Source organism: Synechococcus sp. LA31, from assembly GCF_018502385.1.
GTDB lineage: Bacteria > Cyanobacteriota > Cyanobacteriia > PCC-6307 > Cyanobiaceae > Vulcanococcus.
Genome location: NZ_CP075523.1, coordinates 2717600 through 2742813, shown reverse-complemented (window position 1 = coordinate 2742813; position 25214 = coordinate 2717600). Strand labels below are relative to the sequence as shown.

The window sequence follows — 25214 nt, the reverse complement described above, 5'->3', positions numbered from 1 at the left end:
GCTCGCCACCGTGAGCAACCCACGCGCTCAGATCTTCTGAGCCGCTGCGGCACGTTCATCACCAGGCGCCCCAAGGGGCGCCTTTTTCATGGCTGACAGCTTTGCCGCAACAGGTGCTGGACTAGCGCTGGATCAGCCTGCAAGGCGTACGCCTCGATCTCCCGCTGACGACTGTCCTGTGGCAAAGGAGCTGTGGTGGCCACCACGTGCCGCAGATTGCCCTGATTGCGTAGGTGCTGCAGGAAAAAACCATTGAGCTGGCGCTCCGAGAGATCACCCGCGCGTCGCAAGCCCTCGCTGAGACTGATCGAGGTGGGCGTGTTCAGACCATCCAGACAGTCCTGCACCACATGCACCAACTCGTGGTGCAACACCTTGGCGCGCTCCTGAGGCCTCTCCTGCAGCGCATCCCCCAGGCAGAGGATGTTGGCACCCATGTTGTACGTAGCCAGCTGGCCAGGGGCTCCGCACACGCCACCCATCTGCACAGCAACCCCAAGCCCCCTGAGGCTCTCCAGCAGCCGAGCCTCACTGTGAAGCGGCAGCGGTTCAGCCCGCGGCGCTGGGGCCAGCAAACCCACCAGCGTGGTCACCACGCCCAGGCGCCAGGGGAAACGCAGCACAGGCATTCTCAAGAATGTCTCAAGATTGTCGCACTCGAGATTGGATGCGTCTGGTCATCCCCAGGGCCGCCAGAAGCAGCAGGGGCCACTCACCGGTGCGGCTGTAGCCGGTGAGCGCGCTGCGGGCCTCCAGGGCCACCGCCAAGGTGCCGGCGCCTTGCAACGGCAAGCGCTCACGTACGGCGCCAGCCGGATCCACCAGCAGGCTGGGGCCGGTATTGGCCGCGCTCACCAGCCAGCGGCCGGTTTCGATGGCACGGAGCTGGGCCAAGGCCGCGAACTGCCCCTGCAACTGGGCTGGGTAGGGATCGAGATTGGCGCTGGCCAGCAGCCAGCCAGCGCCATCACGGGCCGCAGCGGCCAGCGCGGCACCATCGGCAATCTCGTAACAGATCGCCACCCCGATGGGCCCATCCGGCCGCTGCAGCACGCGCGAGGGCTCGCCAAAGGTCACCCCACCAACGGCAGAGAGGCCGCTCCAGCTGAGCCAGGCAGCACCAGGGATCCATTCACCAAGGGGCACAAGCCGATGCTTATCGATGGCCTGCACGGGCTGAAGAGCCCCGGGCGCAAAGCGCAGCACCGAACTCCTTAACGCGCTACCGCTCAGGCGAAAGCCGCCACTGAGCACCTCAACCTGGCTCTCCCGGGGCAACGTCTCCCCCAGAGCCAAGGCTCCTTCCGGCAACACCAGTGCATCCACCCCTAAACGCTCAGCCTGGGCCTGAGCCGATGCCAACCGACGCAACAGCGCCTGCTGCTGCGTCCAGCTGAATTTTTCTCGGGTGGGGATCGCGGGCTGAAGGACCAGCAAGGCCACGGGATCGCCCGCTGCACCGGCTACCGGAAGCAAGCACCAGCCGCAACCATGCAAGACCAACACCACCAAGAGCCAGGCGCCCGCCGAACGCCAGGCGGTGGGCCGCTGCGACACCCAGGCGGTCAACCAGCGCCAGAGCCACCAGGCCAGCAGCAGCTGCAAGGCGGCCAGGCCTCCGGCACCGCAGAGCTGCGCCAGCCCAGCCAGGGCTCGATCTCCTGGCAACACAGCGCTACCGACACCGATCCAAAACAAGGGCCCCTTGGCCAGCAGCACCTCCGCCAAGCCCCAGACCGCTGCTGCCAGAACAGCGGTGCTCAGGCGCTCGGGGCCGAGCCGCTGCACCAGCAGGCGCCAAGCCCCCACCAACACAGCAGCCACTACACCCAGCAACAGCCACAGCACCAGACACAGGGGCAGGCTGAGCGGCAACGGCACGCCCACCCAGTCGAGCGGGTGGAGCCACAGCAGCCAGCGATGGCTGATCAGCACCGCTGCGCCCCCCCAAAGGAGGGCCGGAGCAGGCCCCAACGCCCACAACGGCACCAGGGCCAGCCAAAGCAGCGGCGGACAGCCCCATGGCGGTAGGGCCAGCCCCGCCAGAACGCCTGCGGCCGCGGCGCCGATCCATCTCCACAACGGCCGGTTGCCTGCCATGGCGATTGACCCTAGGAAGCGCCATGGTTTGAAGCAGGCAATCACGGGCGGGGCCATGGACGCGAACAATCCCCTTCAACAGCTGCTGGTACGCGGCCTCGGCACCACCTCCCTGGTGGCGGAACGACTGCGCAGCGTCACCCAGGCCTGGGTGAGCAGCGGGCGCCTGGATCCCTCTCAGGCCTCAGCTCTGGTGGACGACGTGCTGGCCAGCCTGCGAGGCGACAACCCCGAGCTGGAAAAACAGACCGAACGCCAAGTGGGGCGGAACCTCGATCACCTGCTGCAGGACCTCGGCCTGGCCCGCCAACGGGAGGTGGACGAACTGAGAGGGCGCATCGACCGGCTTGAACAGCAGCTCAGGCGCCTACGCAGCGATGCAGGCTCAGGCGAAGCCGGCCTTTACGACGACCTTCCCGATTGAGGCTGCGGCAGAATCCCGCAAAAGGAGACCCCTCGAACAGCCCATGCGCGACATCCTGATCAGCTCGGCGGTGTGCGTGGCCTGCTTGCTGCTGGCGTTGGTGAGCCAACTGGTGGCACCCTCAACCGTGCAGGCTCAGCCGACCGCCACGGCCGCCGTGGTCGCCGCCGCCCCCGCTGCAGCCAATGCGGCCATCAGCGGTCAGTTCGAGCTGGATCCCGAAGACCCCAACCCCACCCTTTTCACCATGGCCAGCGACGCCGGCAGCCCTGATCAAATCGCCGATTCCGGTGCCGCCGCCCTGGGCGGCGAGATGGTGGTTGCCAAAGAGCGCACCACCGCCAGCGGTCTGCGCATCACCGATCTGGTGGTGGGCGATGGTCCGGAGGCCAGCTCCGGCCAAACCGTGGCGGTGAACTACCGCGGCACCCTGGAAAATGGCAAGGAGTTCGATAGCAGCTACGGCCGCGGCCCCTTCTCGTTCCCCCTCGGCGCCGGCCGTGTGATCAAGGGCTGGGATGAAGGCGTGGCCGGCATGCAGGTGGGCGGCAAGCGCAAGCTGGTGATCCCCCCCGATCTTGCCTATGGGGAGCGTGGCGCCGGCGGCGTGATCCCTCCCAACGCCACCTTGATCTTCGAGGTGGAGCTGCTGCAGATCAAGGGCTGATTCTCCCCAGACCAACGGCCACCCAACGGCCGCTGAACGCGACGGCGGGGCTTTTCTGCACTGTCCTCAAGCGGATATCTGTGGATATCCGCTTGAGGACGTTTTGTTGCTCCATCGCTGCACCGCCCCCTCCCGTGGCCGGTTCTCACGACCCGAACGCCGCTGAGGAAACCTAAAGCGATCGTTAGGATGCGCCCGCCGTCCGGCACATGGCCGGGCAACAACCAGAACGCCCCCACGTCTCATGGCTCACACGCTGCCTGCGCTGCCCTACGGCCTCGATGCGCTCGAGCCCCACATCTCACGCCAGACCCTTGAGTTCCACCACGGCAAGCACCACAACGCTTACGTGACCAACCTCAACAACCTGGTGGCTGGCACCGAGCTGGAAAGCAAGAGCCTGGAAGACACCATCACCGCAGTGGCAGGCGATGCCAGCAAAGCCGGCGTGTTTAACAACGCCGCCCAGGTGTGGAACCACAGCTTCTACTGGCAGTGCATCAAGCCCAATGGCGGCGGCACCCCCAGCGGCGCCCTGCTCGACAAGATCAACGCTGACTTCGGCAGCTTCGAGAAGCTTATTGAGGCGTTCAAGGCCGCTGGTGCCACCCAATTCGGCAGTGGCTGGGCCTGGCTTGTGCTCGACAACGGCACGTTGAAGGTGACCAAGACCGGCAATGCCGACCTGCCCCTGGCCCACGGTCAGAAAGCACTGCTCACCATGGATGTGTGGGAGCACGCCTACTACCTCGACTATCAGAACCGTCGCCCCGACTACATCACCACCTTCCTCGACAAGCTGGTGAACTGGGACTTCGTGGCCGCCAATCTCGCCGCCGCCTGATCCTTTCCCAAGGCTGATTCAGACCCAACCAATCACACCAGCCCCCGCACGCCATGGCATGCGGGGGCTTTTTTGGAGCCAAAACACAACCAATCAGCCAACGACCACCACCACAGACAAACCGAGAAGAAGAGGCGAGCAACAACAAACGACAGCGCAAGGATTCTCACCAAGGGCCACGTAGTGCAAATAAAATTACTTTCGCAGAGGGCGCTTTTTATGTGGCAAAATTAAAACGCTTTTGTGCAATTTCCATGCGTCTCATGTTCCGCGCTGGCGCCGTTTCCGCAGCCGTCGCCGCTTCTGTTGCAGCTGCTCCCGCCCTGCTGGTGAACAGCGCCGAGGCCATTGATCTCAAGAGCTTCATCCCCAAGCAAGTGTTCGTCAAGCAGGCGAACCCCACTTCAGTGGCGATCCTGTCGATCCAGGGCTCTTCGAACACCTCCAAGGGTGTGATGTGTGATGTGACTTACACATCTGCTGCTCTGTATCCCAACGTGACCACCTCCAAGGCACGCTGTGGCAGCAGCCGCTCCCAGCTGTTCCTCGGTAGCAACGATGCTGAGGTGGATTACGACGCATCCATGGTGAACCTGCTGGAGCTCTACGGCATCAGCACCAAGACCACCACCAACACCAATGGCGCCACCTTCCTGTGCGCCAAGCCCACCGGTGTGCGTCCTAGCGAGTTCAGCTACACCCTGCAAACCACCAACGTGCCCATGACCGGCATGCTGCTCACCACCGCCAACCCCAAGATGTGCTGGGGCCAGAGCTGATCAGTTCTCCCTGATCCAATCAGCACACCCTGCCGCCGGCTTCAACGCCGGCGGCTTTTTTTTTGCGCTGATTTACTCGATCATCTGGCCGGTTGGGCCTGGGCAATCAACGGCCTCCGGCGCAATCCACATGGCATCGCCATAGGAAAAGAAGCGATAGCCCTCCCTCTTGGCCTGCTCATAGAGCGAAAGCAAACGAACCCTACCAATCAGTGCACTCACCAGTAGCAACAGCGAACTCTTCGGCAGGTGGAAATTGGTGAGCAACCCTTGCACAACGGCGAAGCGATATCCGGGTTGAATGACCAGGTTCACCGGGCCAGTGTGAGGTTTGAGTTCACCAGCATTGAGCTGCGCCACAGCTTCGAGGCTGCGTACGCAGGTAGTGCCCACGGCAATCACCCGGCCGCCGCGCGCCTGGCAAGCAGCTACAGCCTCCACCAGCTTGGGCGACACCTCCACCCATTCGCTGTGCAACTCCAGCTGCGTGAGATCTTCCGTTTCAACTGGCCGAAACGTGCCTAGTCCCACATGCAGGGTGACCTCGGCCATCTCCACACCGCGCCTTTGGATCGCAGCGATCAACTCGTCGCTGAAATGCAGGCCCGCCGTGGGGGCAGCAACGGCACCGGGGCGTGAGGCGTAACGGGTTTGATAGCGGGTGTCGTCATCGTCGTTCTGCTGCTGGATATACGGAGGCAGTGGCATCGAGCCATACCGCGCCAGCAGGACTTCGATCGCTTCAGGGCTTGTGCATCCCGCAGGAAAGCGCACCACACGGCCTCCACTGGCCTCATCCACCCCCACCACCTCAAGGAGCAAGGGCTCCTGGCTCTCGTGCTCCAGCTGCAGCACGTCTCCGGGCTTGAGCCGTTTAGCCGGGCGGGCCAAACAGAGCCAGTCGCTGCCGCTCACCGGTTCGAGCACGAGCAGCTCCACGGAGCCTCCGCTGGCGCGGCGAACCTGCAGACGAGCTTTGAGCACGCGTGTGTTGTTCACCACCAGCAGATCGCCGGGCTGAAGCTCGTCCTGCAGATTCCACACCGTGAGATGACGGCAACTAGGCGTGGGCCCGGGATCAACAGCCAGCAACCGGGCTGAATGACGAGGCTCCATGGGCCGTTGCGCGATAAACGTCTCCGGCAAATCGAAGACATAGCTCGATAGACGCAGATCAGCCGGATCTGTGGCCATGAAAAGACGTGGTTTAGATCAGATCGCCAAGCTTTCGGGATTGGTTTCGATCAGCTGGGCGAGGTCTTTGAGGAAGGCTGCCGCATGGGCGCCATAGATCACGCGGTGATCGCAGGTGAGGTTCACCTGCATCTGGTTGGCCACGCGCATCGAGCCGTCTTTGCCGGCCACAACAGCAGGGCGAGAGGCGGCGACAGCCAGGATGGCGCCGGTGCCAGGAGGCAGGATGGCGTCGAAGCGATCCACACCAAACATCCCCAGGTTGGAGAGCGTGAAGGTGCCTGTGCTGTATTCCTCGGGCTGCAGCTGCTTGCTGCGAGCGCGGCTCACCAGATCGGCCCAGTTGCGGGCCAAGGAATAGATGTCGGTCTTATCGGCGTTGGCGAGCACCGGCGTGATCAAACCACCGTCTTCCATGGCCACCGCCACCGCCACGTTCACCCCGGCGGGGTAGGTCATCGCACTGCCATCAGCGCTGGTGGCGGCATTCACCTGGGGGTGACGGGCCAGCACCACACCCACCGCCTTGGCTAGCAGGGCCGTCATGGTGACGCCCTTGCTCTTCACCTGCTTGTAGAAGGCATCAAACTTGGTGGTGGTGATCGTGTAGCCCACCCGGAAGCAAGGTACTTCCAGGCTGGCGATCATGTTGCGGTTGACCGCGTTCTGGAGCGTGTTGAAGTTCACGCTCTCGCCAGGGCGACCAAAAGCATCGCCGGCAGATGCGGGAGCCGGAGCTGCCACGCCGTTGCCCGAGGCTGCCGCCGCAGGTGCAGAACCCTCCGCCACACGGGGCAACGCCACCGTGAGCCCAAGGGAGCGCTCCACATCTTCGGCCTGAATGCGGCCGTGGGGGCCGCTGCCGCGCAGGGTTTCGAGTGCAACGCCGTGCTGGCTGGCAAGCTTCTTGGCGCGGGGGCTGGCCACCACCCGACCGCTGGCCACGGCAGCAGGGGCGGAAGCGACAACGGGTGCTGGAGCTACGGCCACCGGCGCGGGGGCAGCTGCGGGAGCGGGAGCTGCAGCAGGGGCAGGCGCCGCGGCGGGAGCGGGAGCCGCAGCAGCACCACCGCTACTGGGGGCCTTGGCCTGAACCTCAGCGATCTCCGCCTGGGTTTCCACGATCAGACCGATGGTTTCGCCCACAGGAGCGGTGCCACCCGCCGGCATCAACACAGCAGCGAGATAGCCCTCGTTGAACGACTCCACATCCATGTCGGCCTTGTCGGACTCGACCACGAGCACCGACTCACCGCGCTCAACCTTGTCGCCGGGCTTTTTGAGCCACTCCACGATCTTCCCCTCCGTCATGGTGGAGGAAAGGGCGGGCATAAAGATTTCGTGGGTGGCCAACGGAGGTCTGCCGCGCAATTGGGGCGGATTTTACGTGGCACAGCCCCCCCACCCGCTCAAGCGGCGTGGGGGTTGGAAGTGGCTCAGAGGGTGCCTTCGATGGCTTCGATCAAGCCATCACGCACCACCACAGCCACCTGCAGCTTCTCCACGAGGTTGTCGCCCACGCGCACATCACAGAAGCTGTCCAGCTGGCCCTGATCCACGATCTGCTCCATCTCAAGATCGCGCACCTGGCGCTGCTGCTCGATCAGCTGACGCTTCTGCTCTTCGAGCTCAGCGCGCTTGGCAGCCACCTGCTCCTGCACCGACCCCACTTGCTCTTGTACGCGGGGGTCGAGGGGGTTGATGCTCTGGCTGCGGATCGCATCCACCAACTGCTGGCCTTCCTGCTCCAGCTGGGCAAGCTGGGCATCGCTGCCGGCGATGGCGTTGCTGATCTCCCGCTCAGCGTCTTCCTTCCAACGGGGAGTCACCACGGCGCGCACGGTGATCGAACGCTTGATCGAGAGGCTGCCGTCGGCCATGGAAATCAAAAAGCAGCGCTCAGGTTGTCAGCGCCAGCCATGAGCGGCAACGCGGCAGCGGGGCGGGTTTCCGGCCGACCCCGCTGCCGCTCATCCGGGTTCAGCGGCCATAAATCAGCGCGATCGCTGCAGCGTCACGTTCGGCAATGCGGTCGCGCTTCTGCTTGAGGGTCTGGGTGAGCAGCCCGTTGTCGAGGCTGAAGGGCGCCACCAGAGCCACACCCGCCAGACGCTCATCGGGGCGGGCGCCAGGGCGCCCTTGCAAGCGCCGGTTCAGACGGCTGGTCAGCGCCTTGAGCAGAGCCGGGTCAGCGGCGGCGCCGTCTTGCGGCAGAGGAAGCCCCTGCTCGCGGGCCCAGCTGGCCAGCGTCTCCGGCTTTGGCACCACAAGGGCGCCGAGAGCTTTGCGGTCCTGCCCCACCAGCATCACCTGCTCCACCAGCGTGCAGGCCACCAGGCATTCCTCGAGCGGGCCGGGTTCGATGTTCTCGCCACTGCTGAGCACGATCGTGTCTTTGGCGCGGCCTGTGAGAACCAGGGTGCCGTCGGCCAACAGATGGCCAAGATCGCCGGTATCAAACCAACCCTGCGCATCGAGCACCTTGGCAGTGGCCTCCGGCTTGCCCAGATAGCCCGCCATCACCTGAGGCCCCTGGGCCAGCACCCGACCCCGCTGGCCGATCTGGAGCAACGCCCCGCTCTCGGGATCCACGATCCGGATCGCCGTGCCGGGCAGCGGCTGGCCGGAACTGCCGCGGCGATTGTTCCAGCGGCGCCGGCAGGTGAGCACGGGGCTGGTTTCGGTGAGGCCATAGCCCACCAGCAGCTCGATTCCCACGGCCTCAAAGAAGCCATCCACATGAATCGCCAGAGCACCACCACCGCTGATGGCGGTGCGCAGGCGGCCGCCGATCAATTGTTGGCGCACCTTGGGCCAGAGCACCCTGCTGGCCAAACCATGCAACGGCCAGCTGAGCAGGGCGCCACCGGCCGCCAATAGGCGCCGGCCCGCCGGCTCGGGCGTGAGCGTGCGATCCGCCGCCACACGCCGCGAGAGGCAGTGATACCGGCTGAGGTGGAGGGCCGATCGCAGCAGCTTCTGCCGGGAACTGGGCATGGCTGCCAGAGCATCTTCAAAGCCACCCAACAGCGCCTCCCAGAGCCGGGGCACGCTGATCAGATAGTGAGGCCGCACCCGCTGCAGATCAGGGCGGAGCTGCTTGAGGGTGGTGTAGCTCTGCGCGCAGCCGCAAGCCAGCAGGAAGTATTCCGCGCTGCGCTCATAGGCATGCCAGATCGGCAGCACGCTGAGCACCCGATCTCCCGGCTGCGGCGCGACGGCCACACCGAGGTGGCGCAGCTGATGCAGCAGGTTGGCGTGGCTGAGGGGAACACCCTTGGGCTGGCCGGTGGTTCCGGAGGTGTACAGCACCGTGGCCAGTCGCTGCTCGCCGCCCTCTGGCCAAGCGGGCACTGGTGTTTTGGCACCCTGGGACATCAGCTCCTCCCAGGTGAAGCAGGGAAGCACCGGCACCACCGAGCCACGATCGCCCTGGAGCAGCACCACAAAGCGCAACTGGCCGAGCAGTTCGCTGCTGAGCTTCAGCCGGCTGAGCAGCTCCGCTGATTCGAGCACCAAGGCCACCGCCCCAGAATCGGCGGCGATGTAGCGCAGCTCCTCCACCGGCGCACCGCTGCCGCGCACCGCATCGGCAGCGCCCAGCCGCATCAGGCCCTGATCCGCCACCAGCCAGCGGGGGCTGTTTTCGGAAAACAGAGCCACCACATCACCAGGCTTCACACCAAGGGCGGCAAAGCCGGCAGCGGCCTGCTCGATGCGGGCATTCAGATCGCGGAAGCTGAGCTGCTCGGGTGGCTTGGCATGGGGCGCATCCAGAGCGGTGGTATCGCCATGGCGCTCAGCGAGCCGCGGCCAGAGCTGCTCGAGACCGCTGAGATCGCTCCAGTCGGGCCGTTCTGTCAGGGCTTGCTGGTCACGACGGCTGCCGCTCCAGCGGATCTCAGCGGTAGACATGAGGGGCAGATGAATGGCCCCGGTCTTACCACCCCAGAAGCGCTTCCTGGGGGGTGGGGCGACGCAGCTTCAAGCCGAAGCGGCGGCTGAAGCACTGGAGCAGCTGTGTTCGCAATGCAGCCGCTGAGAGATCAGGCCGTAAATCGGCCAATCGCCCCACCGGACGACCAACAAGACCGCACGGCACCACGGCGGCAAAACCGCTGAGGTCTGCGTCCACATTCAAAGCAAGGCCGTGCTGGCTGATCCAGCGCCGCGCTCCCACCCCGATTGCCGCCACCTTGCGGCCCTCCAACCAAACGCCAGTGAGCCCCTCGATGCGCTCACCGCGCAGGCCCAGCTCGGCCAATAGATCAAGTACCACCGCCTCCAGCTCCCGCAGATACAGATGCAGATCAGCGCCATGGCGCTGGAGGTTGAGCACCGGATAGAGCACCAGCTGGCCGGGGCAGTGGTGGGTCACTTCACCGCCGCGGTCAATGCGGAATAGCGGAGCCGGCGGATCAGCCGGGTCGAACCGCAGAAAACGCGCATCGGCGCCACGGCCCAGGGTGAAGCAGGGCTGGTGCTCCAACAGGAGCAGTGCATCCGGCCCGCCAGGATCCGCCAGCAGGCGCTGCTGCAGCTGCTGCTGCCAGCTCCAGGCCCGCTCGAAGGGCACCAACCCCGCGGGCTCGAAACAGATTGCATCGGCCGTGGTGCAAATCATCCACCGTTCCTAGCGTTCAAACGAGCCCATCGCCTTGGGAGGCAAGGGATGAAGTTGTTGATTCACGGCCGAAATCTGGAGGTCACTCCAGCCATCCGCGACTACACCGAAGACAAGCTGAAGCGAGCCATCGGTCATTTCGACGGCATGGTGAAAGAAGCGGACGTGCATCTCTCTGTGGCACGCAATCCGCGCGTACCCCAACAGACCGCCGAAGTTACGGTGTTTGCCAACGGCACGGTGATCCGCGCCCAGGAGCGCAGCGAGAACCTCTACGCCAGCATCGATCTGGTGGCCGGCAAGCTCACACGCCAGCTGCGGCGCTACAAGGATCGGCACGACGATCACCACCACAGCCCCGGCCATCACGCCACCACCACCCCCAGCCTGGCGGAGCTGCCCGGTCAAGATGTGGTGAGTGAATCGTTGCTGGAAGGCAAGGAAGCCACCCTGCCCAGCCGAGGCGTGCGCCGCAAATACTTCGCGATGCCGGCCATGAGCATCGACGATGCGCTGCATCAGCTCGAGCTGATCGACCACGACTTTTACCTATTTCGCGACGCCGCTAGCGGCGAGCTGCAAGTGGTCTACCGCCGAAATCACGGCGGCTTTGGGGTGATTCAGGCCAAGGGCTGAGGGCAATTCGCCCAGACTGCCCCGATTGGCGCCTTCCCCGTTGCGCGACCTTCCCGATCTCGCCCCGCTGATCGATCACGCCCTGCTGGACCCCCACCAGGGCGTTGACGTCGTGCTGCGCTGCTGCGATGAGGCCCGCCACTTCGGCTTCGCCGGTGTGTGCGTGGCCTCACGCTGGTTACCGGTGGTTCGGGAGCGTCTTGGCCCCAGCGGCGGGCGCGGGCCCAAGCTGATCAGCGTGGTGGGCTTCCCCTTCGGCGCCATCCCACCTGAGATCAAACAAGCGGAGGCGGAATGGGCCGCCGCCGCCGGCGCTGAAGAGCTGGATGTGGCGCCCGATTTCGCGGCCCTCGCCGATGGCGACAGCAGTCGCTTCTGCAACGACCTGGCACCGATCGTGGAGCTGGGCCTGCCGGTGAAGGTGATCCTCGATGTGGCCCGTCTGAGCCCCACAGCCTTGGAACTAGCCGTGGAAGCGAGCATTGATGTGGGGGCGACCATGCTCAAAACCGGCAGCGGCTTCGGTCCGGGCGCCACGGTGGATCAGGTGAAGCAACTGCGCCAACTGGCCCGCGGCCGCGCGGCCGTGAAAGCTGCAGGTGGAATCAACAGCCTCGAGCAGGCCATCGCCCTGGTGGAAGCCGGTGCCGCTCGCTTGGGAACCAGTCGCGGTGTAGCTCTGATGCAGGCCTTGCGCCAGCCCGAGGCGTGAACGGCGAGCGGCGGCTCGAAGGCCTGGTGCTGCGCAGCACGCCACTGGGTGAAAACGACCGGCTGATCAGCGTGCTCAGCGCCGGCGATGGCTTGATCCGACTCGCCGTACCAGGCGCCCGCAAACCCAAGAGTTCCATGGCTGCCGCCGTGCCCCTGGCGCTGCTGAACCTGCAGGTGGGCGGTCGGGGGGATCTCAAGCGGGTGCGCCAGCTCAGCGTGCAGCGCAATTTCGCGGCCCTGGCCGAGCGGCTAGAGACCCTGGCCGCAGCCCAGGGCCTGGCGGAGCAGACCCTGCTGCTGGTGCCCAGCGGTGATGCGGTGGAGGGAGTTCTGGAGGATCTGCTGCTGCAGCTCGGGCGGCTGGAGCGGGTGGTGAAGGAGCGCCAGGTGAGCCTGGAGGCCTTGGCCACGGCCGTGCAGGGCGTGGTGCATCTGCTGGCCCTGGGGGGCTATGCGCTGCCCCTGGCCAGCTGCGCCCGCACGAGCGCCGCCCTGGAGCCGCCCCTGGGCAACTGGGACTGGCGCTGCAGCCTGCTGCCGGGGGAAGGCTTTGTCGTAGGCGCCATCGCCGGTGCTCAGTTAGTGCTCAACGCTTCCGAACTGGCCCTGCTGCAACGGCTGTTGCGGCCAGCCCTGCCGCGCCGCCGCGATGGCGAGCTGATGGGGCCGGTGCCGGTGTGGCTGCGGTTGCTACAGCTCGTGGAACTGTGGAGCCGCGAACACTTGGGGCGCGCGCCTCGTTCCTGGAGGCTGTTGCGCTCCTGCTTTGCCGATGGGGCATCATCGTGAGCCGGAACCTCTGGTCTCAACCGATACCCCCCTTGAACGAGCCGCCAAGATCGACGGGCCTTCAAGGCGTTCTGGCGCTGCCTGAATTCCGCAAGCTCTGGCTGGGGCAGATCTTCAGTCAGCTGGCGGACAAGTTCTACATCGTGTTGATGGTGTTTCTGATCGCCCAGTACTGGGTGACAGGACCGCTACCGGCTGATGGCGCGATCGCCGAGGCCGCGGGGGCCTTCCGCTTCAACATCGAAACCCGCGCCCAGCTGATCACCCTGCTGGCCACCGGGATCTACGTGGCGAACACGATTCCGGCCATGGTGCTGGGCCTGGTGGCTGGTGTATGGGCCGACCGCTGGCGCAAGCGTGAGGTGATGGTGGCCAGCAATGGCATCCGGGCCGGACTGGCCCTGCTGGCGCCGTTGAGCCTGCTGGATGGGCCGCAATGGCTGGGCCTGAGCTGGGGCTACTGGGCCTTGCTGCTAATCACCTTCTGCGAATCGGTGCTCACCCAGTTCTTTGCGCCGGCGGAGCAGGCCGCCATCCCGATGCTGGTGCCCACCCACCAGCTCCTGGCAGCAAATTCCCTGTATCAAGCCACGAGCATGGGGGCCACGATCGTGGGCTTCGCCCTCGGTGATCCAATTCTGCGGCTGCTCAAATACGGCCTTGGGGCCATCGGCATTGCCAACGGCGAATTTGCACTGCTGCCGCTCTGCTATGGCCTGGCGGCCCTCTCCATCGCCTGGATCCGCGTGGAGGAAACCCCGCGCCAAGAGCGCGAACAAACGGTGTGGCAGGAGATGGCCGACGGCTTGCAGGTGCTGCGGGAGCGCCCCAGTGTGCGCAGCGCCCTGTTGCAGCTGGTGTTGCTCTACAGCCTTCTGGCCGCTCTTTATGTTCTCGCCATCAGCCTGGCCTCCGCAATCGCCTCGCTCGGCCCCACCCAGTTCGGCACGCTGCTGGCGATGAGCGGCATCGGTCTGGCCGTGGGGGCCGTGGCCGTAGCGCAGGTTGGGCATCGTTTCAACCGCCGCCGGCTGGCCTCGGCGGGCTTGGGCACGATTGCCTGGAGCCTGGTTCTGCTCGGCCAATTGCGCGGCGACCTCACACCCACGCTCACCCTCTGCGCCGTGCTCGGTGTAGGCGCGGCGCTGCTCGCTATCCCCGCACAGACGACTATTCAGGAGGACACCCCAGAAGCAATGCGCGGCAAGGTGTTTGGCCTGCAGAACAACCTGATCAACATCGCCCTGAGCCTGCCGCTGGTGTTGGCCGGCACGGTGGTGAGCCGCTACGGGCTGCTGCCGGTGCTCTGGGCCCTGGCAGCCCTGGCGATGGTGGCAGCACTTCTGGAGCGGCCCTGGGAACGCTGCTAGCGTCAGACATCGGACACCCGCCGCTGCGTGCCCCACATCGCCTGGCTGGGCAAGAAGTCACCGTTCTGCGGCAACGTCACCTATGGGCTTGCAACCACAGCAGCCCTGAAGCAACGCGGCCACGACATCAGCTTCATTCATTTCGACACACCGGCCGGAAGCCTGGGCCGGTCGATTGAGAGCAGCGATCCCAGCCTGGAAGTAGCCCTGCCTTACCTGGTGAAGTCGCAGGTGTACACCATCCCCTCACCGGGAGCGCAGCGGGAATTGAGGGAGTCGCTGGAGCGGCTGCGGCCGGATCTGGTGCACGCCAGCCTCACCCTCTCCCCCTTGGATTTCCGCCTGCCCGATCTCTGCCAGCAGCTGGGGCTACCTCTGGTCGCCACCTTCCACCCCCCGTTTGATGCGGCGCTGCGCAACCTCAGCTCAGGCACCCAGCAGCTCACGTATCAGCTCTATGCCCCCTCACTAGCCCGCTACAACCGCGTGGTGGTGTTCTCGGATCTCCAGGCGGACGTGCTGATGCGCCTGGGGGTGCCGGCCAGCCGCCTCGCCGTGATCCCCAACGGCGTGGATCCCGAGCAATGGAAACCCAGCCTGCCCAGCACCGAATCCCCTGAGCTGCTGGAGCTGCGGCGGCGCTTCGCTGGCCAACGGGTGTTCCTATACATGGGCCGCATCGCCACAGAGAAAAACGTGGAGGCGCTGCTGCGCGCCTGGCGGCTGGTGCAACTGGCGGGCTGCACCCTGGTGGTTGTGGGCGACGGGCCCGTGCGCCAATCGCTGATGCAGAGCTACGGCCGCGAGATCAACGTGCACTGGTGGGGGCATGAACCCGATCAATCCAAGCGGTTGGCACTTCTGCAAATGGCGGAGGTGTTCCTCTTGCCATCTCTGGTGGAGGGGCTGAGCCTGGCGCTGCTGGAGGCGATGGCCAGCGGCACCGCTTGCGTGGCCACCGATGCGGGCGCTGATGGGGAGGTGCTGGAGGGCGGCGCTGGCATCGTGATCAGCACCCAGGGGGTCACCACCCAGCTGCGCACGCTGCTGCCGGTGCTGCGTGATCAACCTGTACTTACCGCCGAATTAGGCCGCCGCGCCCGCCAGCGTGCCCTCGAGCGCTACACCCTCACCCGCAACATCGACGAGCTGGAGCGCCTTTACGCCGAATTGGTGCCTCAAGGAAGCCTGGCGGCCTGAAGACCGCCACCGCCCTTAAGCCAGAAGGTCGGCGCAGCAGGCAGCGAATGCAGCGGCCGGGTCTGGTGCGGCTGTGATCGGCCGGCCGATCACCAGCTGACTGGAGCCAGCAGCGATGGCCTGGGCTGGCGTCATCACCCGCTGTTGATCGCCCAGAGCAGCGCCGGCAGGACGAATACCAGGGGTCACCAGGGCAAACGGGTCGGGGTGAGCCGCCCGCAGCGCCGCCACCTCCAGCGGAGAACACACACAACCGCCAATGCCCGCCTGAGCCGCCAGCTGAGCCAACCGCGGCACGTAATCCCTCACCGGCTCCTCAATGGCCAGCTCAGCGCCAAAGCGCTGGGGGTCCCAGCTGGTGAGCACCGTGACCGCCAGCAGGGTGGGCGGCATCAACCCCGCTGCTGCCGCCGATTCAGAGGCTGCAACCTGGGCAGCACCAAGGGCTTCGCTGCCCGCACAGGCATGCACGGTGATCAATTCCGCCCCGAGGCGCGCGGCACTGCGGCAGGCGCCGGCCATGGTGGCGGGGATGTCGTGAAATTTCAGATCCAGAAACACCCGCTTGCCCTGATCGCGCAGCTGCCGCACCACATCCGGGCCGCCCGCCACAAACAGCTCCAGCCCCACCTTCACCCAGCGCAACTGGGGCACCGCCGCCGCAAAGGCCAAGGCCTGCTCGGGGGCCATGCCATCGAGAGCCACGATGATCCGATCGGCGGCTGAGCTGTTCACGCGGAATCGAGCGCATGCAAGACATCTCAGGCTACGAAGGCTGGTGGCAGCCCTCCGGCTCCACCACCACGATGGGAAGGCCGTACCCGATCCTTGCTCGATGCTGCCACGGATCCTGCATCCCGAGGAGCTCCAAGGCTTCCGGCTCAGCAGCAACGACCACTGTCGCCTGGCTTTGCTGAACAACACCGACGCCGGTGGCTGCACGGTGTTCCTCGAAGTGCACGACCCCTGTGATCGGGTGCCGCCCCACCGCCATCAAGAGGCAGTTGAGCTGTACTTCGTGCTGCGAGGCGGGGTGATCTTTCACGTCGACGATCGGTCCATCACCGCCCGCAGTGGGGATGTGGTGGTGGTGCCCGAGGAGGCCCTCCACGACCTGGAGAACCCAGGCCCCGGGCGGCTCTACCTACTCACGGTGCTCAGCAAAGACGGCGGTTTCACCAATCAGCTGAAACACAGCATTCCCACACCACTGGATGCAGAAGATCTGGAGGTGCTCCGCAACCTCTGAGCCTCAGCCCGGCACCAAACGCCGGAAGGTTTTTTTGCCCAGCTGCAGCACCTTGCCGGCCAATTGATCGGGCCCTGCAAATTCCTGATTGGGATCGCTGAGCTTCTCGCCATCGAGCTTCACGCCGCCGCCTTGGATCTGGCGGCGCGCTTCGCTGCTGCTGGCGCAGATGCCCACCGCGCTGAGCAGATAAAAGGCCTTAGCCGGAAAGTTCACCCCCTCCAGCGAGGCTTCTGGCACCTCCGCATCCGCGGCGCCGCTGCCGCTGGCACCACCCACCAGCTTGCCGGCATCGGCCTGGGCCTGCTGGGCCGCCGCGTCGCCGTGGCGCTGCCGCGTCACCTCCAGCGCCATCGCCTTCTGCCGCTCGCGGGGGTTGGCCGGCAGCGCCTCAAGATCCAGATCGGTGAGCAGCGTGAGGTACTCCTCCACCACCGCATCGGGCACCTTCTCGAGCTTGGAATACATCGAGAGTGGGTCTTCACTGAGGCCCACGGTGTTGCCCAGGCTTTTGCTCATCTTCTGCACGCCATCGAGGCCCGGCAGGATTGGCAACAGCATTCCGAACTGGGTGCTCTGGCCGAAATGGCGTTGCAGATCACGGCCCGTGGCCACATTGAATTTCTGATCGGTGCCGCCTAGCTCCACGTCGGCCTGCACCGCCACGGAGTCGTAGCCCTGCAGCAAGGGATACAGGAATTCGTGCAGGGAGATCGGGGTGCCGGAGCCGTAGCGGTTAGCGAAATCTTCTTTGGCCAGCATCTGGCCCACGGTGGAGATCCCCAGCAACTCGATCACCTTCGGCAAATCCAGCCCCGCCAGCCACTCGCTGTTGCGACGCACCTCCAAGCGAGCCGGGGTCTCAAAATCGAGCAGAGATCGAGCTGGGTCCTGCCCCTGACCAAGCTGAGCCAGATAGGTGGCGGCATTGGCCTCCACCTGCTCAGCGGTGAGCTGCACCCGCGTGGCGCTCTTGCCGGTGGGATCACCGATCCGAGCGGTGAAGTCACCGATGATCAACACCGCTGTATGGCCGGCGTCCTGAAAAGCCCGCAGCTTGCGGAACAGGATCGAATGGCCCAGGTGAATGTCGGAGCCCGTGGGGTCGATGCCGAGCTTGATGCGCAACCGCCGCCCGTCGTTCTCGGCCTGGGCAAGCCGCGCCGCCAGCTGCTGATCGGGATCGCTGGCCACCTCACCGGCCGGAAACAGATCAGCAACACCACGTTCAAGCCACTGCGGCAATTCCCACGCACCCTTGGCCATTGCTGCCGCTGTTGTTCAGGGGCGGATCGTAGGCAGCGACCCTCAGGCTTCCTTCTCGAGTTCGCCCTTCATGCGCTCGAGCGTGCGCTGCATCTGCTCAAACATCTGCTCAGGCGTCATGCCGAACTGACCGAGCTGGGTGCGCAGCTGCTCCACGGTGAGCTTGGCCTGGAAATCCTCTGAGAGCTCGAAGCGCTTCATGAACACGCGGTAGCGATCCATCAGCTCTTCCATGCGCTCGATGAACAGCTTCTTTCCCTCACGATCGAACTTTCCGTATTCACCGCCCAGCTGCATCAACTGCTGGTAGTCACCGAACAGGCGCTTGGCTTCCTCCTGCACGATCTCGGAGTCAAAAAAAGCCATGGCGTCCGGGCCCAAGCGCGTTGGGGGATTCTGCTGAGCGCCAGCAGGGGTGACGAGTGCGGATCCACGTATCTGGAGATCCAGCCGCAGCTGACGCTTCGGCCATCTCTGCACACAGTAAAAACAGTCGCGACTTGCAGGGTTGGATTTCACGCCCCTGATCGAGGAGGTTCGCGCCCATGTGGACCACGGCAACCAGTTGATGGAACCGCACCGGGTGGTGGCCGCCATGGGCAGCCGGATGGCCCTCAGCTTGTTGGTCAGCGCCATCCGCCCCGGACATCAACTGGTGGGCGCCACCACCACTGAAATCACCGCTCTCGAACTGCTGCAGGCCAAGAATGCGGATCTGTTGCTCTGCACCGACCGGCTTGAGCAAGGAAACGGCGGTTCCCTCGTGGCAACAGCCAAAGCGCGCCACCCAGAGCTCAGCGCCGTGATGATCGTGACCCAACCCAGGCGGCTGATCACGATTCGTCGGGCCGTGGAAGCAGGGTGTGATGGCGTCTGCCTCGAATCGCAGATCGGTCGTGGCACGGTGGCGCTGGCCCTGAAAACCGTGAGCGCAGGAGCGGCCTACACCGAGAAGGGGCTCTACAAGCAGTATTTCGAGGGTTATTCGGGCCTTGGCGATGCTCCGTTGGCCGAACTCACCCTGCGTGAGCTGGAGGTGCTGCAACTGATGGCGGCCGATGCAACCAATCAGGAGATCGCGGGCGCACTGTTCATCAGCGCGGAAACGGTGAAGAGCCACGTGGCACAGATCTTCCACAAGCTGGCGGCACGCAGCCGTCTGCATGCCGCCGTGAAAGGCATCCGCCTCGGCTTGGTGGAGTGGCCGGAAGATCGTTAAGGTCGGTCCACTGTGCTTCTGCTGCCACCGCCATGGCCCGTGGCCACTGGTTGGATCCACTTGCCCGCAGCCTGCTGGAGGCCACCGGGCAAATCCAGCGTCGACCGAAACCGGCACCAGCACCGGAGCGAGCCGTATCAGGCGATGAGGATGTCGAGCGTGATCTGCTGGAGCTGAAGCTCCGCCAGGACCCTCAACGGCGCCTGCACAATTCCAGCGAGGCTCTCCGCGCCGCCGCCCTGGGCTGGCGCCTGGATGTGAACCGTGCCAGTGCCGATGACTGGTTGCGTCTACCCGGCATCACAGCGGCCCAGGTGGACCTACTCCTACGGCTGCAGCATGGCGGCGTGCAGTTAAGCGGCCTGGACGATCTGGAGCGCCTGTTGGAGCTGCCCCGGAGCCAAGTGATGGCCTGGGAACCACTCCTGCTATTTCGTTGGTATGGCGATGGCGCCCCCCTCAGGGCCAGCCTCACGCCCGTCGACCTCAATCACGCCAGTGCTGCCTCGCTGGAGCGGGAGCTTCCCCAGCTAGATGGGGTGCGGCGAGCGCGGCTGCTGCGCGAGCGACAACGCGCACCCTTCAACGATCTGGCCGATCTGCAACAGCGCTTGCAATTGCCTCCAGCCCTGGTGGAGGAGCTGATCGGGAAGGTGCGCTTTGGCCAGGGCCCAGCCGGGCCGCAACTGCCCCGTTCGGCCTGAACCCATGGGGAAAGGCTCCACATCCAGGCAGGGGGATCTCTTCGTTCAAGCGCTCGGAGCACAGGGCGGCAGCCAGGATCTGCCCCTGCAGAAGCATCAGCTCCTCCAGTGGCAAGAACGGTTGCTGGCCTTCCAACAGCCACGTTTTGTGGCCGTTGCTGAAGGCCGCAGCATCGCGGCGGGCCAGATCAACCTGCTCGATGGTGATGTGGCCGGTCCCGCCGCAACGGTGCAAAGGCTCGATCCACTGGCCCTCGCCCCACAGCATCTGCAGTTCTGGCGCTGGCCTGAGAGCAACAACCTCGGCGCCGCCCTTTATTTCGTGATCGATCGACCGCCCCATTTAGCGGGCCACCTGCTGCTCTACGTGGGCGAAACAGGCCAGGCTGATCGCCGCTGGAAGGGCGAGCACGACTGCAAGAGCTACCTAGCGGCCTACGGCGAGGCACTGCAACAGGTTGGGTTCGCCAGTCAGCTGAGCATCCGCTTCTGGAGTGATGCACCCACAACGGTGCGCCCGCGGCGGTCGCTGGAGCAGGCCCTGATCCGCCACTGGTTGCCTCCCTTCAACAAGGAAACCCGCGCCCGCTGGGCCACCCCCTTCACCGCTGACATCGACTGATCGCTCTACCATCGCCGCCAGTTGAACCGCCGTGATGGCTGCCGACATCCGCTGCACTGCCGACAACCTCACCAGCTGGAGTGGCGACAGCCTGGCGGTGGGCCTGTTCAGCGGCGATGCCGGCAGCTCCAGCCGCCATCTGTTGATCGAGCGCTTCGGCACGGGCGTGGCTGATCGGCTTGAGCAACGGCGCTTCAAAGGCAAACCAGGCGAATGCCTATCCATCGACCTGTTGGGCCAAACCCCGAGCCTGCTGGTGCTGGTGGGCTTGGGGGCACCGGCTGATTTCGGCCCCGAACAACTGCGCGGGGCCGTTGCGGCAGCGAGCAAGCAGGCCGCAACGGCAGGGGCGGGCCAGCTGGGACTGGCCATGCCGGTTGAAGGGCTTGCTGCCAACAACGCCGCCGCCGCCATGGCCGAAGCGGTGCGTCTGAGCCTGTTTTGCGATCAACGCTTCAAAAGCGAAGCCGATGCCAAGCCCGGCCCCGAACGCATTGAGCTGCTGGGGCTGAGTGAAGACGCCCAGGCTGCAGTCTCCGCCAGTGCCGCGGTGTGCAGCGGCGTGGAGCTCGCGCGTGAGCTGGTGGCCGCACCGCCGAATGTGGTAACTCCCGCTGCCCTGGCCGACACCGCCGCGGCCATCGCCGCAGACTTCGGCCTGGAGCTGAAGGTGCTGGAGCGCGACGACTGCGAAGCCCTGGGGATGGGCTCCTATCTAGCAGTGGCCCAGGGATCAGATCTGCCGCCCAAGTTCATTCATCTCACCTACCGGCCTGCAGGGTCTGTGGAGCGGCGCCTCGTGCTGGTGGGCAAAGGCCTCACCTTCGATTCCGGCGGGTACAACCTCAAAACCGCCGGTTCCCAGATCGACATGATGAAGTACGACATGGGGGGCAGCGCTGCAGTGCTGGGGGCCATGCGTGCCATCGCCGAGCTCAAGCCTGCCGGGGTGGAAGTGCACATGATCGTGGCCGCCTGCGAAAACATGATCAGTGGCGGTGCTATTCACCCCGGCGCGATCGTGAAGGCCTCGAACGGCAAAACGATCGAGATCAACAACACCGATGCCGAAGGGCGCCTCACCCTGGCCGATGCGCTGGTGTACGCCTGCAAACTCGAGCCCGATGCCGTGGTGGATCTGGCCACACTCACCGGTGCTTGCGTGATCGCCCTGGGCGAGGAGATCGCCGGCCTGTGGTCACCCTGCGACACGCTGGCCAAAAGCCTGATTGAGGCAGGCAGCCAAGGCGGAGAAAACCTGTGGCGCATGCCACTGCGAGCGTCGTACCGCGAGGGCCTCAAAAGTGGCCTCGCCGACATGAAGAACACCGGTCCAAGACCCGGTGGCTCCATTACTGCCGCGCTGTTCCTGCAGGACTTTGTGACCCCAGAGCTGCCCTGGGCTCACCTGGACATCGCCGGCACGGTCTGGAGCGACAAGGGTCGTGGCTTGGATCCCGCCGGAGCCACGGGCTACGGGGTCCGCACCCTCGTGAACTGGGTGCGCGCCGGGGGGCCCGCCTAGGCTTGTCGTTCCTGACCGCTCCAGCACCTCTCCATGGCTGTTCGCAAGATCCGCTGGTTCGTGAAGGCACAGATCGGTGTGCTGCTGCTCCCAGCCGGTCTCTGCCTGTTTGGTGAGGCGGTTCAACGGCGCACGCTGCAGACCCTGGGCCAAGCCCACGGCCCCTGGTTCTGGTACGGCACCCTCAGCCTGGTCGCAATCGTGGCTGGGGTTGGGTTGATGGTGGAAAGTGGGCTCCTACGGGGCTACCCAGGTCAGCAGCGCGACGTTCAGCCCTGATCAGGCGGCAGCGGCCATGCGGCCACGGCGCTGCATCACATCAAGCGGGGCCTCAAGGGCATGAATCTGCCAGCGGGCTCGTTCACCAAAGCTGTCCAGAAGTCGGTCGAGATCATCTGATGCCTGCTTCGGGCTCTCATAGGGGCCGATATGACGGGTGACGAGGCCGTCGCGAATCGTCAGCAGATACATACACACACCTGCATTCAGATCGAGACCAAGGTAGGAGACTCCCATGGAAGGAAAAAGGGCGGAAACCCGCTCCACCACTTAAAAACCGCCGAAAGCCGCCAAGAGCGCACTTAAGCTTTTCCTCTGAATTGCCACCTGAGCTGCGGAGGTTGTTCGGTCAGCGAGCCGACACCCAGGCCCCCCGGGTGCGAGCCTTGCTGCCCCAAACCTGATCCAGGCGCCGATCGCGCCCGCAGGCCCAGCGGTAATAGCGGTATTTCACGCTGTTGAGCTCGGCGTAATCCTGGTGGTAGCCCTCAGCGGGCCAAAAGCGGGTGAAGGGCTTGATCTTCACCTGGATCGCCGAAACGGGCTGACCCAACTCACGGGCAGCCGCCTGAAGGCTGGCCTGGGCCTGTTGCTGCTGCGGTTCTCCTTGCGGGAAGATCACAGGCCGGTAGGAGCTGCCACGGTCACAAAACTGACCGCCGCCATCGAGGGGATCCACGTTGCGCCAGTAGGCGCGCAGCAGCGTGGCATAGCTGATCTTGGCGGGATCAAAGCGCACTCGCACAGCTTCCTGATGGCCTGTGCCCCCAGCGCTCACCTGGCGGTAGGTGGGGTTGCTCTCACGGCCGCCGCTGTAGCCGCTTTCAGCTTCCAGAACGCCGGGCAGCTTCTCGAGATCATGCTCGAGGCACCAAAAGCATCCTCCAGCCAACACAGCCTCGTCCACGGCCGCCTGCGCAGGACCCGCCAGCAGCAACAGCACGGCCAGCAGAAGAGGGAAAGCGCGCTTGATCAAGCTGAAGGGGTAAGCGGGAGCGCGTCCAGGATGGCAGCCGCGGCCCGATGGGTGACACCCTGCCGCCCGAGCGCATCCCGCAGCCGCACATAACCATCGGCCACCCGCTCGCGAGCCTGGGGATTGTTCAACAAAGGCATCGCCTCATCCACCACAGACTCGGCGGTGAGCTGATCCTGCAGCAGTTCTGGCAGCAGCCGCTCCTGCAGCACCAGATTCACCGGTGAAATGTGGGCCACCTCAAACTTGAGCAAATGGCGGGCCACCCAGGCCGTGGGGCGGCTCACTCGGTAGGCCACCACCTGGGGCACGCCTCGCAAGGCCAGCTCAAGATTCACGGTGCCGGATTTGGTAAGGGCCAGATCGGCAGCCGCGCACAGCAGCGACCGCTGCTGATCGGCCTGATCAGCCGGCACCACCTCAGCCTTCACCCCCGCAGCCTGGAGCACTTCAGCCAGCACGGGCTCGAAGCTGGCCTGCCCGGCCGGCACCACCACCCGAAGCCCAGGACAGCGGCGCTGCAACGCAGCGGCAGCCGCAGCCAGGGGAGGGAGCAAATACCGCAGCTCCTGCTTGCGTGAGGCAGGGAAGAGCAACAGCAACCGTTCATGGGCCTGCAGCCCGAGCTGAGCCCTAGACGCCTCCCGGCTGGGCAGATCCGAGAGGGTATCGAGCAGGGGATGGCCCACCCAAGTGACCTGGGCGCCGCGATCCCCATAAAAACGGGCTTCCTCAGGGAAGATCGCCAGGATGCGATCGGTGAAGCCGATCAGGCGGGTGGAGCCGCCTTCACCAACCCGGAAAGCCCATTCCTGCGGGGCGATGTAATACACGATCGGCACCTGCGGCAGCAGGCGCCTGAGCTTGAGCCCCAGGCTCACGTTGGCGCCCATGTAATCGATCAGCACCACCACATCCGGGGGGCTCTGCCGAAGCCAAGCGCTCACCCTCCGCTGAATCCGCAGGGTGGGCAGAACCAAGGGCAACGCTTCCCAAAGACCGATCGAGCCCATCGCGGTGGTGTCGGCCAACAGGGTGGAGCCTGCCCGGCGCATCCGCTCCCCGCCAAGGGCGGTGATCTCCAAGGGCAGCTGGCGACGCTTGGCCTCTGCGTGCAGGGCCGCCACCAAAAGCCCGCCCTGCAAATCACCAGACACTTCGCCGGTGCTGATCAGCAGACGCTTCATGAACGCCCGGCGGGCAGGGGGCCGCGTCGACCCGGACCGATCGAAGCCTCCAGGAAGCTCACGAGGGTTTCAGCCGGCGGCAGAAGCGTCTGAGCTCGCACCTGGCCGAGGGCATCGGCCAGCACAGCATCGCTGCGGTAAAGCTCCGCCCACACTTGCTGGAGCTGTTTGGCCTGGGCTCCACCATCAAGCTCAGACAGGCCACTGCGCTTGATGCCGATGCGATTGAGACCCCGCAGGCGGCCAGGGTGACCCTCCACGATCGCGAAGGGAGGCACATCGCGGTCGATGCGGCTCATCCCGCCCACCATCGCCAGGGTGCCGATGTGCACAAATTGGTGAATCCCCAGCACACCACCGATCACAGCCCGATCGCCGATCACCACATGCCCAGCCACCGCCACGCTGTTGGCGATCACGATGCGATCGCCCAGCAGGCAGTTATGCCCTAAGTGGCTGTAGGCCATCAACAGATTGCCGCTGCCGATCCGGGTCTGCTCGCCCTCATGGGTGGCACGGTTGATCGTCACGCACTCGCGGATGGCGTTGTCATCGCCGATCACGACATCGGTGGAGGCACCGTTGTATTTGAGGTCTTGCGGCTCGGCGCCGATGCACGCACCCGGGAAAATGCGATTGCGGCACCCCATGGTGACCCGACCATCCAGCACCACATGCGGACCGATGCGTGTGCCAGCGCCGATCGACACCTCCGCACCCACCACCGCATAGGGGCCGATCTCCACCCCGAGATCGATCTGCGCGCGGGGATCAACCACCGCGGTTGGATGGATCCTGGTTTCAGCCGTGCTGGATTCCATGGCAAGAGACGACATCACAGTGCGG

Annotated in this window: 29 protein-coding genes; 15 read left to right on the top strand and 14 right to left on the bottom strand. The window is 65.2% G+C overall.

Translation table 11 applies throughout. The annotated features are described in order from the left end of the window. Positions 1–86: 86 nt before the first annotated feature. Both KJJ24_RS14830 and lnt read right to left on the bottom strand, forming a co-directional pair. Positions 87–629, bottom strand: a complete 543-nt coding sequence (locus tag KJJ24_RS14830; RefSeq protein WP_214339861.1) for a hypothetical protein — start codon at positions 627–629, stop codon at positions 87–89. 13 nt (positions 630–642) lie between these two features. Continuing rightward, positions 643–2100: an apolipoprotein N-acyltransferase gene (lnt, locus tag KJJ24_RS14825; protein ID WP_214339859.1), complete on the bottom strand. Its 1458-nt coding sequence runs from the start codon at positions 2098–2100 to the stop codon at positions 643–645. A 55-nt stretch (positions 2101–2155) separates the two neighbouring features. Here lnt and KJJ24_RS14820 point away from each other — a divergent pair, with 55 nt between their 5' ends. The 4 genes from KJJ24_RS14820 to KJJ24_RS14805 all read left to right on the top strand — a co-directional run bounded on the left by KJJ24_RS14820 (position 2156) and on the right by KJJ24_RS14805 (position 4814). Then, positions 2156–2524 (top strand): phasin family protein, encoded by a 369-nt coding sequence (locus tag KJJ24_RS14820; RefSeq protein WP_214339857.1) that lies wholly within the window; start codon positions 2156–2158, stop codon positions 2522–2524. Positions 2525–2567: 43 nt separating this feature from the next. After that, entirely contained in the window at positions 2568–3191 is a 624-nt protein-coding gene (locus tag KJJ24_RS14815) for an FKBP-type peptidyl-prolyl cis-trans isomerase (protein WP_214339856.1), read from the top strand. Positions 3192–3435: 244 nt separating this feature from the next. Next, entirely contained in the window at positions 3436–4035 is a 600-nt protein-coding gene (locus KJJ24_RS14810) for a superoxide dismutase (protein ID WP_214339854.1), read from the top strand. A 254-nt stretch (positions 4036–4289) separates the two neighbouring features. After that, positions 4290–4814: a hypothetical protein gene (locus KJJ24_RS14805; RefSeq protein WP_214339852.1), complete on the top strand. Its 525-nt coding sequence runs from the start codon at positions 4290–4292 to the stop codon at positions 4812–4814. A gap of 72 nt (positions 4815–4886) precedes the next feature. Here KJJ24_RS14805 and queA read toward each other — a convergent pair whose 3' ends face one another. From queA to lipB, 5 genes are all read right to left on the bottom strand, one after another. Next, positions 4887–6008, bottom strand: a complete 1122-nt coding sequence (gene queA / locus KJJ24_RS14800; protein ID WP_214339850.1) for a tRNA preQ1(34) S-adenosylmethionine ribosyltransferase-isomerase QueA — start codon at positions 6006–6008, stop codon at positions 4887–4889. Between the two features lie 18 nt (positions 6009–6026). After that, positions 6027–7361 carry a dihydrolipoamide acetyltransferase family protein gene (locus KJJ24_RS14795; RefSeq protein WP_214339848.1) on the bottom strand — a complete coding sequence of 445 codons (1335 nt, stop codon included), beginning with the start codon at positions 7359–7361 and terminating at the stop codon, positions 6027–6029. A gap of 83 nt (positions 7362–7444) precedes the next feature. After that, a complete protein-coding gene (locus tag KJJ24_RS14790; RefSeq protein ID WP_214339846.1) occupies positions 7445–7888 on the bottom strand; it encodes a YlqD family protein in 444 nt (147 codons plus the stop codon). Positions 7889–7988: 100 nt separating this feature from the next. After that, the gene (locus KJJ24_RS14785; protein ID WP_214339844.1) at positions 7989–9923 is read right to left on the bottom strand and encodes an AMP-binding protein; all 1935 of its coding nucleotides are present in this window, start codon (positions 9921–9923) and stop codon (positions 7989–7991) included. 25 nt (positions 9924–9948) lie between these two features. Then, the gene (gene lipB, locus KJJ24_RS14780; protein WP_214339842.1) at positions 9949–10632 is read right to left on the bottom strand and encodes a lipoyl(octanoyl) transferase LipB; all 684 of its coding nucleotides are present in this window, start codon (positions 10630–10632) and stop codon (positions 9949–9951) included. A 48-nt stretch (positions 10633–10680) separates the two neighbouring features. Here lipB and hpf point away from each other — a divergent pair, with 48 nt between their 5' ends. From hpf to KJJ24_RS14755, 5 genes are read left to right on the top strand one after another with little or no spacing between them, the layout of a single operon-like run. Then, complete coding sequence (hpf, locus tag KJJ24_RS14775; RefSeq protein ID WP_214339840.1) at positions 10681–11268, top strand: ribosome hibernation-promoting factor, HPF/YfiA family; 588 nt, start codon at positions 10681–10683, stop codon at positions 11266–11268. A 40-nt stretch (positions 11269–11308) separates the two neighbouring features. After that, entirely contained in the window at positions 11309–11980 is a 672-nt protein-coding gene (deoC, locus tag KJJ24_RS14770; RefSeq protein ID WP_214339837.1) for a deoxyribose-phosphate aldolase, read from the top strand. After that, positions 11977–12771: a DNA repair protein RecO gene (gene recO, locus KJJ24_RS14765; RefSeq protein ID WP_214339835.1), complete on the top strand. Its 795-nt coding sequence runs from the start codon at positions 11977–11979 to the stop codon at positions 12769–12771. The genes deoC and recO overlap by 4 nt, the downstream gene beginning before the upstream one ends. Beyond that, the gene (locus KJJ24_RS14760) at positions 12768–14141 is read left to right on the top strand and encodes an MFS transporter (RefSeq protein ID WP_371811747.1); all 1374 of its coding nucleotides are present in this window, start codon (positions 12768–12770) and stop codon (positions 14139–14141) included. Before recO ends, KJJ24_RS14760 begins: the two co-directional genes overlap by 4 nt. Before the next feature lie 27 nt (positions 14142–14168). Next, entirely contained in the window at positions 14169–15341 is a 1173-nt protein-coding gene (locus KJJ24_RS14755; protein WP_214339831.1) for a glycosyltransferase family 4 protein, read from the top strand. Between the two features lie 15 nt (positions 15342–15356). On the opposite strand, the gene pyrF is transcribed toward KJJ24_RS14755, so the two are convergent. Next, positions 15357–16031: an orotidine-5'-phosphate decarboxylase gene (gene pyrF, locus KJJ24_RS14750; protein ID WP_250545042.1), complete on the bottom strand. Its 675-nt coding sequence runs from the start codon at positions 16029–16031 to the stop codon at positions 15357–15359. Between the two features lie 145 nt (positions 16032–16176). On the opposite strand from pyrF, the gene KJJ24_RS14745 reads away from it, so the two are divergent. Continuing rightward, positions 16177–16590, top strand: coding sequence for a cupin domain-containing protein (locus tag KJJ24_RS14745; protein ID WP_214339826.1), 414 nt, complete (start codon positions 16177–16179; stop codon positions 16588–16590). A gap of 3 nt (positions 16591–16593) precedes the next feature. Here the strand turns inward: KJJ24_RS14745 and tyrS are convergent, their stop codons facing one another. Together tyrS and KJJ24_RS14735 are read right to left on the bottom strand one after the other, a co-directional pair. Then, the gene (tyrS, locus tag KJJ24_RS14740; protein WP_214339824.1) at positions 16594–17856 is read right to left on the bottom strand and encodes a tyrosine--tRNA ligase; all 1263 of its coding nucleotides are present in this window, start codon (positions 17854–17856) and stop codon (positions 16594–16596) included. A 42-nt stretch (positions 17857–17898) separates the two neighbouring features. Then, complete coding sequence (locus KJJ24_RS14735; RefSeq protein ID WP_214339823.1) at positions 17899–18222, bottom strand: DUF1825 family protein; 324 nt, start codon at positions 18220–18222, stop codon at positions 17899–17901. Between the two features lie 142 nt (positions 18223–18364). Between KJJ24_RS14735 and KJJ24_RS14730 the strand changes: the two genes are divergently transcribed. Genes KJJ24_RS14730 through KJJ24_RS14710 form a run of 5 tightly spaced genes read left to right on the top strand, consistent with a single transcriptional unit; the run spans position 18365 to position 22205 of the window. Further along, positions 18365–19075 carry a response regulator transcription factor gene (locus tag KJJ24_RS14730; protein WP_214339821.1) on the top strand — a complete coding sequence of 237 codons (711 nt, stop codon included), beginning with the start codon at positions 18365–18367 and terminating at the stop codon, positions 19073–19075. A gap of 32 nt (positions 19076–19107) precedes the next feature. Next, positions 19108–19779 carry a helix-hairpin-helix domain-containing protein gene (locus KJJ24_RS14725; RefSeq protein ID WP_214339819.1) on the top strand — a complete coding sequence of 224 codons (672 nt, stop codon included), beginning with the start codon at positions 19108–19110 and terminating at the stop codon, positions 19777–19779. A 4-nt stretch (positions 19780–19783) separates the two neighbouring features. Further along, positions 19784–20401 (top strand): GIY-YIG nuclease family protein, encoded by a 618-nt coding sequence (locus KJJ24_RS14720; protein WP_214339817.1) that lies wholly within the window; start codon positions 19784–19786, stop codon positions 20399–20401. A 34-nt stretch (positions 20402–20435) separates the two neighbouring features. Then, entirely contained in the window at positions 20436–21926 is a 1491-nt protein-coding gene (locus tag KJJ24_RS14715; protein ID WP_214339815.1) for a leucyl aminopeptidase, read from the top strand. Between the two features lie 33 nt (positions 21927–21959). Beyond that, positions 21960–22205: a hypothetical protein gene (locus KJJ24_RS14710; protein ID WP_214339813.1), complete on the top strand. Its 246-nt coding sequence runs from the start codon at positions 21960–21962 to the stop codon at positions 22203–22205. Here KJJ24_RS14710 and KJJ24_RS14705 read toward each other — a convergent pair whose 3' ends face one another. The 4 genes from KJJ24_RS14705 to lpxA all read right to left on the bottom strand — a co-directional run bounded on the left by KJJ24_RS14705 (position 22206) and on the right by lpxA (position 25189). Then, complete coding sequence (locus tag KJJ24_RS14705) at positions 22206–22397, bottom strand: hypothetical protein (protein WP_214343783.1); 192 nt, start codon at positions 22395–22397, stop codon at positions 22206–22208. It lies immediately after the preceding gene. A 157-nt stretch (positions 22398–22554) separates the two neighbouring features. Further along, on the bottom strand, positions 22555–23181 hold the full coding sequence (gene msrA, locus KJJ24_RS14700; RefSeq protein ID WP_214339811.1) for a peptide-methionine (S)-S-oxide reductase MsrA: 627 nt from the start codon (positions 23179–23181) through the stop codon (positions 22555–22557). Then, positions 23178–24368, bottom strand: coding sequence for a lipid-A-disaccharide synthase (lpxB, locus tag KJJ24_RS14695; RefSeq protein WP_214339809.1), 1191 nt, complete (start codon positions 24366–24368; stop codon positions 23178–23180). Before lpxB ends, msrA begins: the two co-directional genes overlap by 4 nt. Further along, positions 24365–25189 carry an acyl-ACP--UDP-N-acetylglucosamine O-acyltransferase gene (gene lpxA, locus KJJ24_RS14690; RefSeq protein ID WP_214343781.1) on the bottom strand — a complete coding sequence of 275 codons (825 nt, stop codon included), beginning with the start codon at positions 25187–25189 and terminating at the stop codon, positions 24365–24367. The genes lpxB and lpxA overlap by 4 nt, the downstream gene beginning before the upstream one ends. Positions 25190–25214 lie beyond the last annotated feature (25 nt).

Coding starts and splice junctions, on each gene's coding strand:
- lipB (WP_214339842.1), bottom strand. CDS start 10,632: ATGATTTGCACCACGGCCGATGCAATCTGTTTCGAGCCCGCGGGGTTG.
- KJJ24_RS14790 (WP_214339846.1), bottom strand. CDS start 7,888: ATGGCCGACGGCAGCCTCTCGATCAAGCGTTCGATCACCGTGCGCGCC.
- KJJ24_RS14735 (WP_214339823.1), bottom strand. CDS start 18,222: ATGGCTTTTTTTGACTCCGAGATCGTGCAGGAGGAAGCCAAGCGCCTG.
- lpxB (WP_214339809.1), bottom strand. CDS start 24,368: ATGAAGCGTCTGCTGATCAGCACCGGCGAAGTGTCTGGTGATTTGCAG.
- lnt (WP_214339859.1), bottom strand. CDS start 2,100: ATGGCAGGCAACCGGCCGTTGTGGAGATGGATCGGCGCCGCGGCCGCA.
- KJJ24_RS14830 (WP_214339861.1), bottom strand. CDS start 629: ATGCCTGTGCTGCGTTTCCCCTGGCGCCTGGGCGTGGTGACCACGCTG.
- hpf (WP_214339840.1), top strand. CDS start 10,681: ATGAAGTTGTTGATTCACGGCCGAAATCTGGAGGTCACTCCAGCCATC.
- KJJ24_RS14705 (WP_214343783.1), bottom strand. CDS start 22,397: ATGTATCTGCTGACGATTCGCGACGGCCTCGTCACCCGTCATATCGGC.
- KJJ24_RS14720 (WP_214339817.1), top strand. CDS start 19,784: ATGGGGAAAGGCTCCACATCCAGGCAGGGGGATCTCTTCGTTCAAGCG.
- lpxA (WP_214343781.1), bottom strand. CDS start 25,189: ATGGAATCCAGCACGGCTGAAACCAGGATCCATCCAACCGCGGTGGTT.
- KJJ24_RS14805 (WP_214339852.1), top strand. CDS start 4,290: ATGCGTCTCATGTTCCGCGCTGGCGCCGTTTCCGCAGCCGTCGCCGCT.
- KJJ24_RS14745 (WP_214339826.1), top strand. CDS start 16,177: ATGCTGCCACGGATCCTGCATCCCGAGGAGCTCCAAGGCTTCCGGCTC.
- KJJ24_RS14710 (WP_214339813.1), top strand. CDS start 21,960: ATGGCTGTTCGCAAGATCCGCTGGTTCGTGAAGGCACAGATCGGTGTG.
- KJJ24_RS14820 (WP_214339857.1), top strand. CDS start 2,156: ATGGACGCGAACAATCCCCTTCAACAGCTGCTGGTACGCGGCCTCGGC.
- queA (WP_214339850.1), bottom strand. CDS start 6,008: ATGGCCACAGATCCGGCTGATCTGCGTCTATCGAGCTATGTCTTCGAT.
- KJJ24_RS14815 (WP_214339856.1), top strand. CDS start 2,568: ATGCGCGACATCCTGATCAGCTCGGCGGTGTGCGTGGCCTGCTTGCTG.
- KJJ24_RS14715 (WP_214339815.1), top strand. CDS start 20,436: ATGGCTGCCGACATCCGCTGCACTGCCGACAACCTCACCAGCTGGAGT.
- KJJ24_RS14810 (WP_214339854.1), top strand. CDS start 3,436: ATGGCTCACACGCTGCCTGCGCTGCCCTACGGCCTCGATGCGCTCGAG.
- KJJ24_RS14785 (WP_214339844.1), bottom strand. CDS start 9,923: ATGTCTACCGCTGAGATCCGCTGGAGCGGCAGCCGTCGTGACCAGCAA.
- pyrF (WP_250545042.1), bottom strand. CDS start 16,031: ATGGCCCCCGAGCAGGCCTTGGCCTTTGCGGCGGCGGTGCCCCAGTTG.
- tyrS (WP_214339824.1), bottom strand. CDS start 17,856: ATGGCCAAGGGTGCGTGGGAATTGCCGCAGTGGCTTGAACGTGGTGTT.
- KJJ24_RS14725 (WP_214339819.1), top strand. CDS start 19,108: ATGGCCCGTGGCCACTGGTTGGATCCACTTGCCCGCAGCCTGCTGGAG.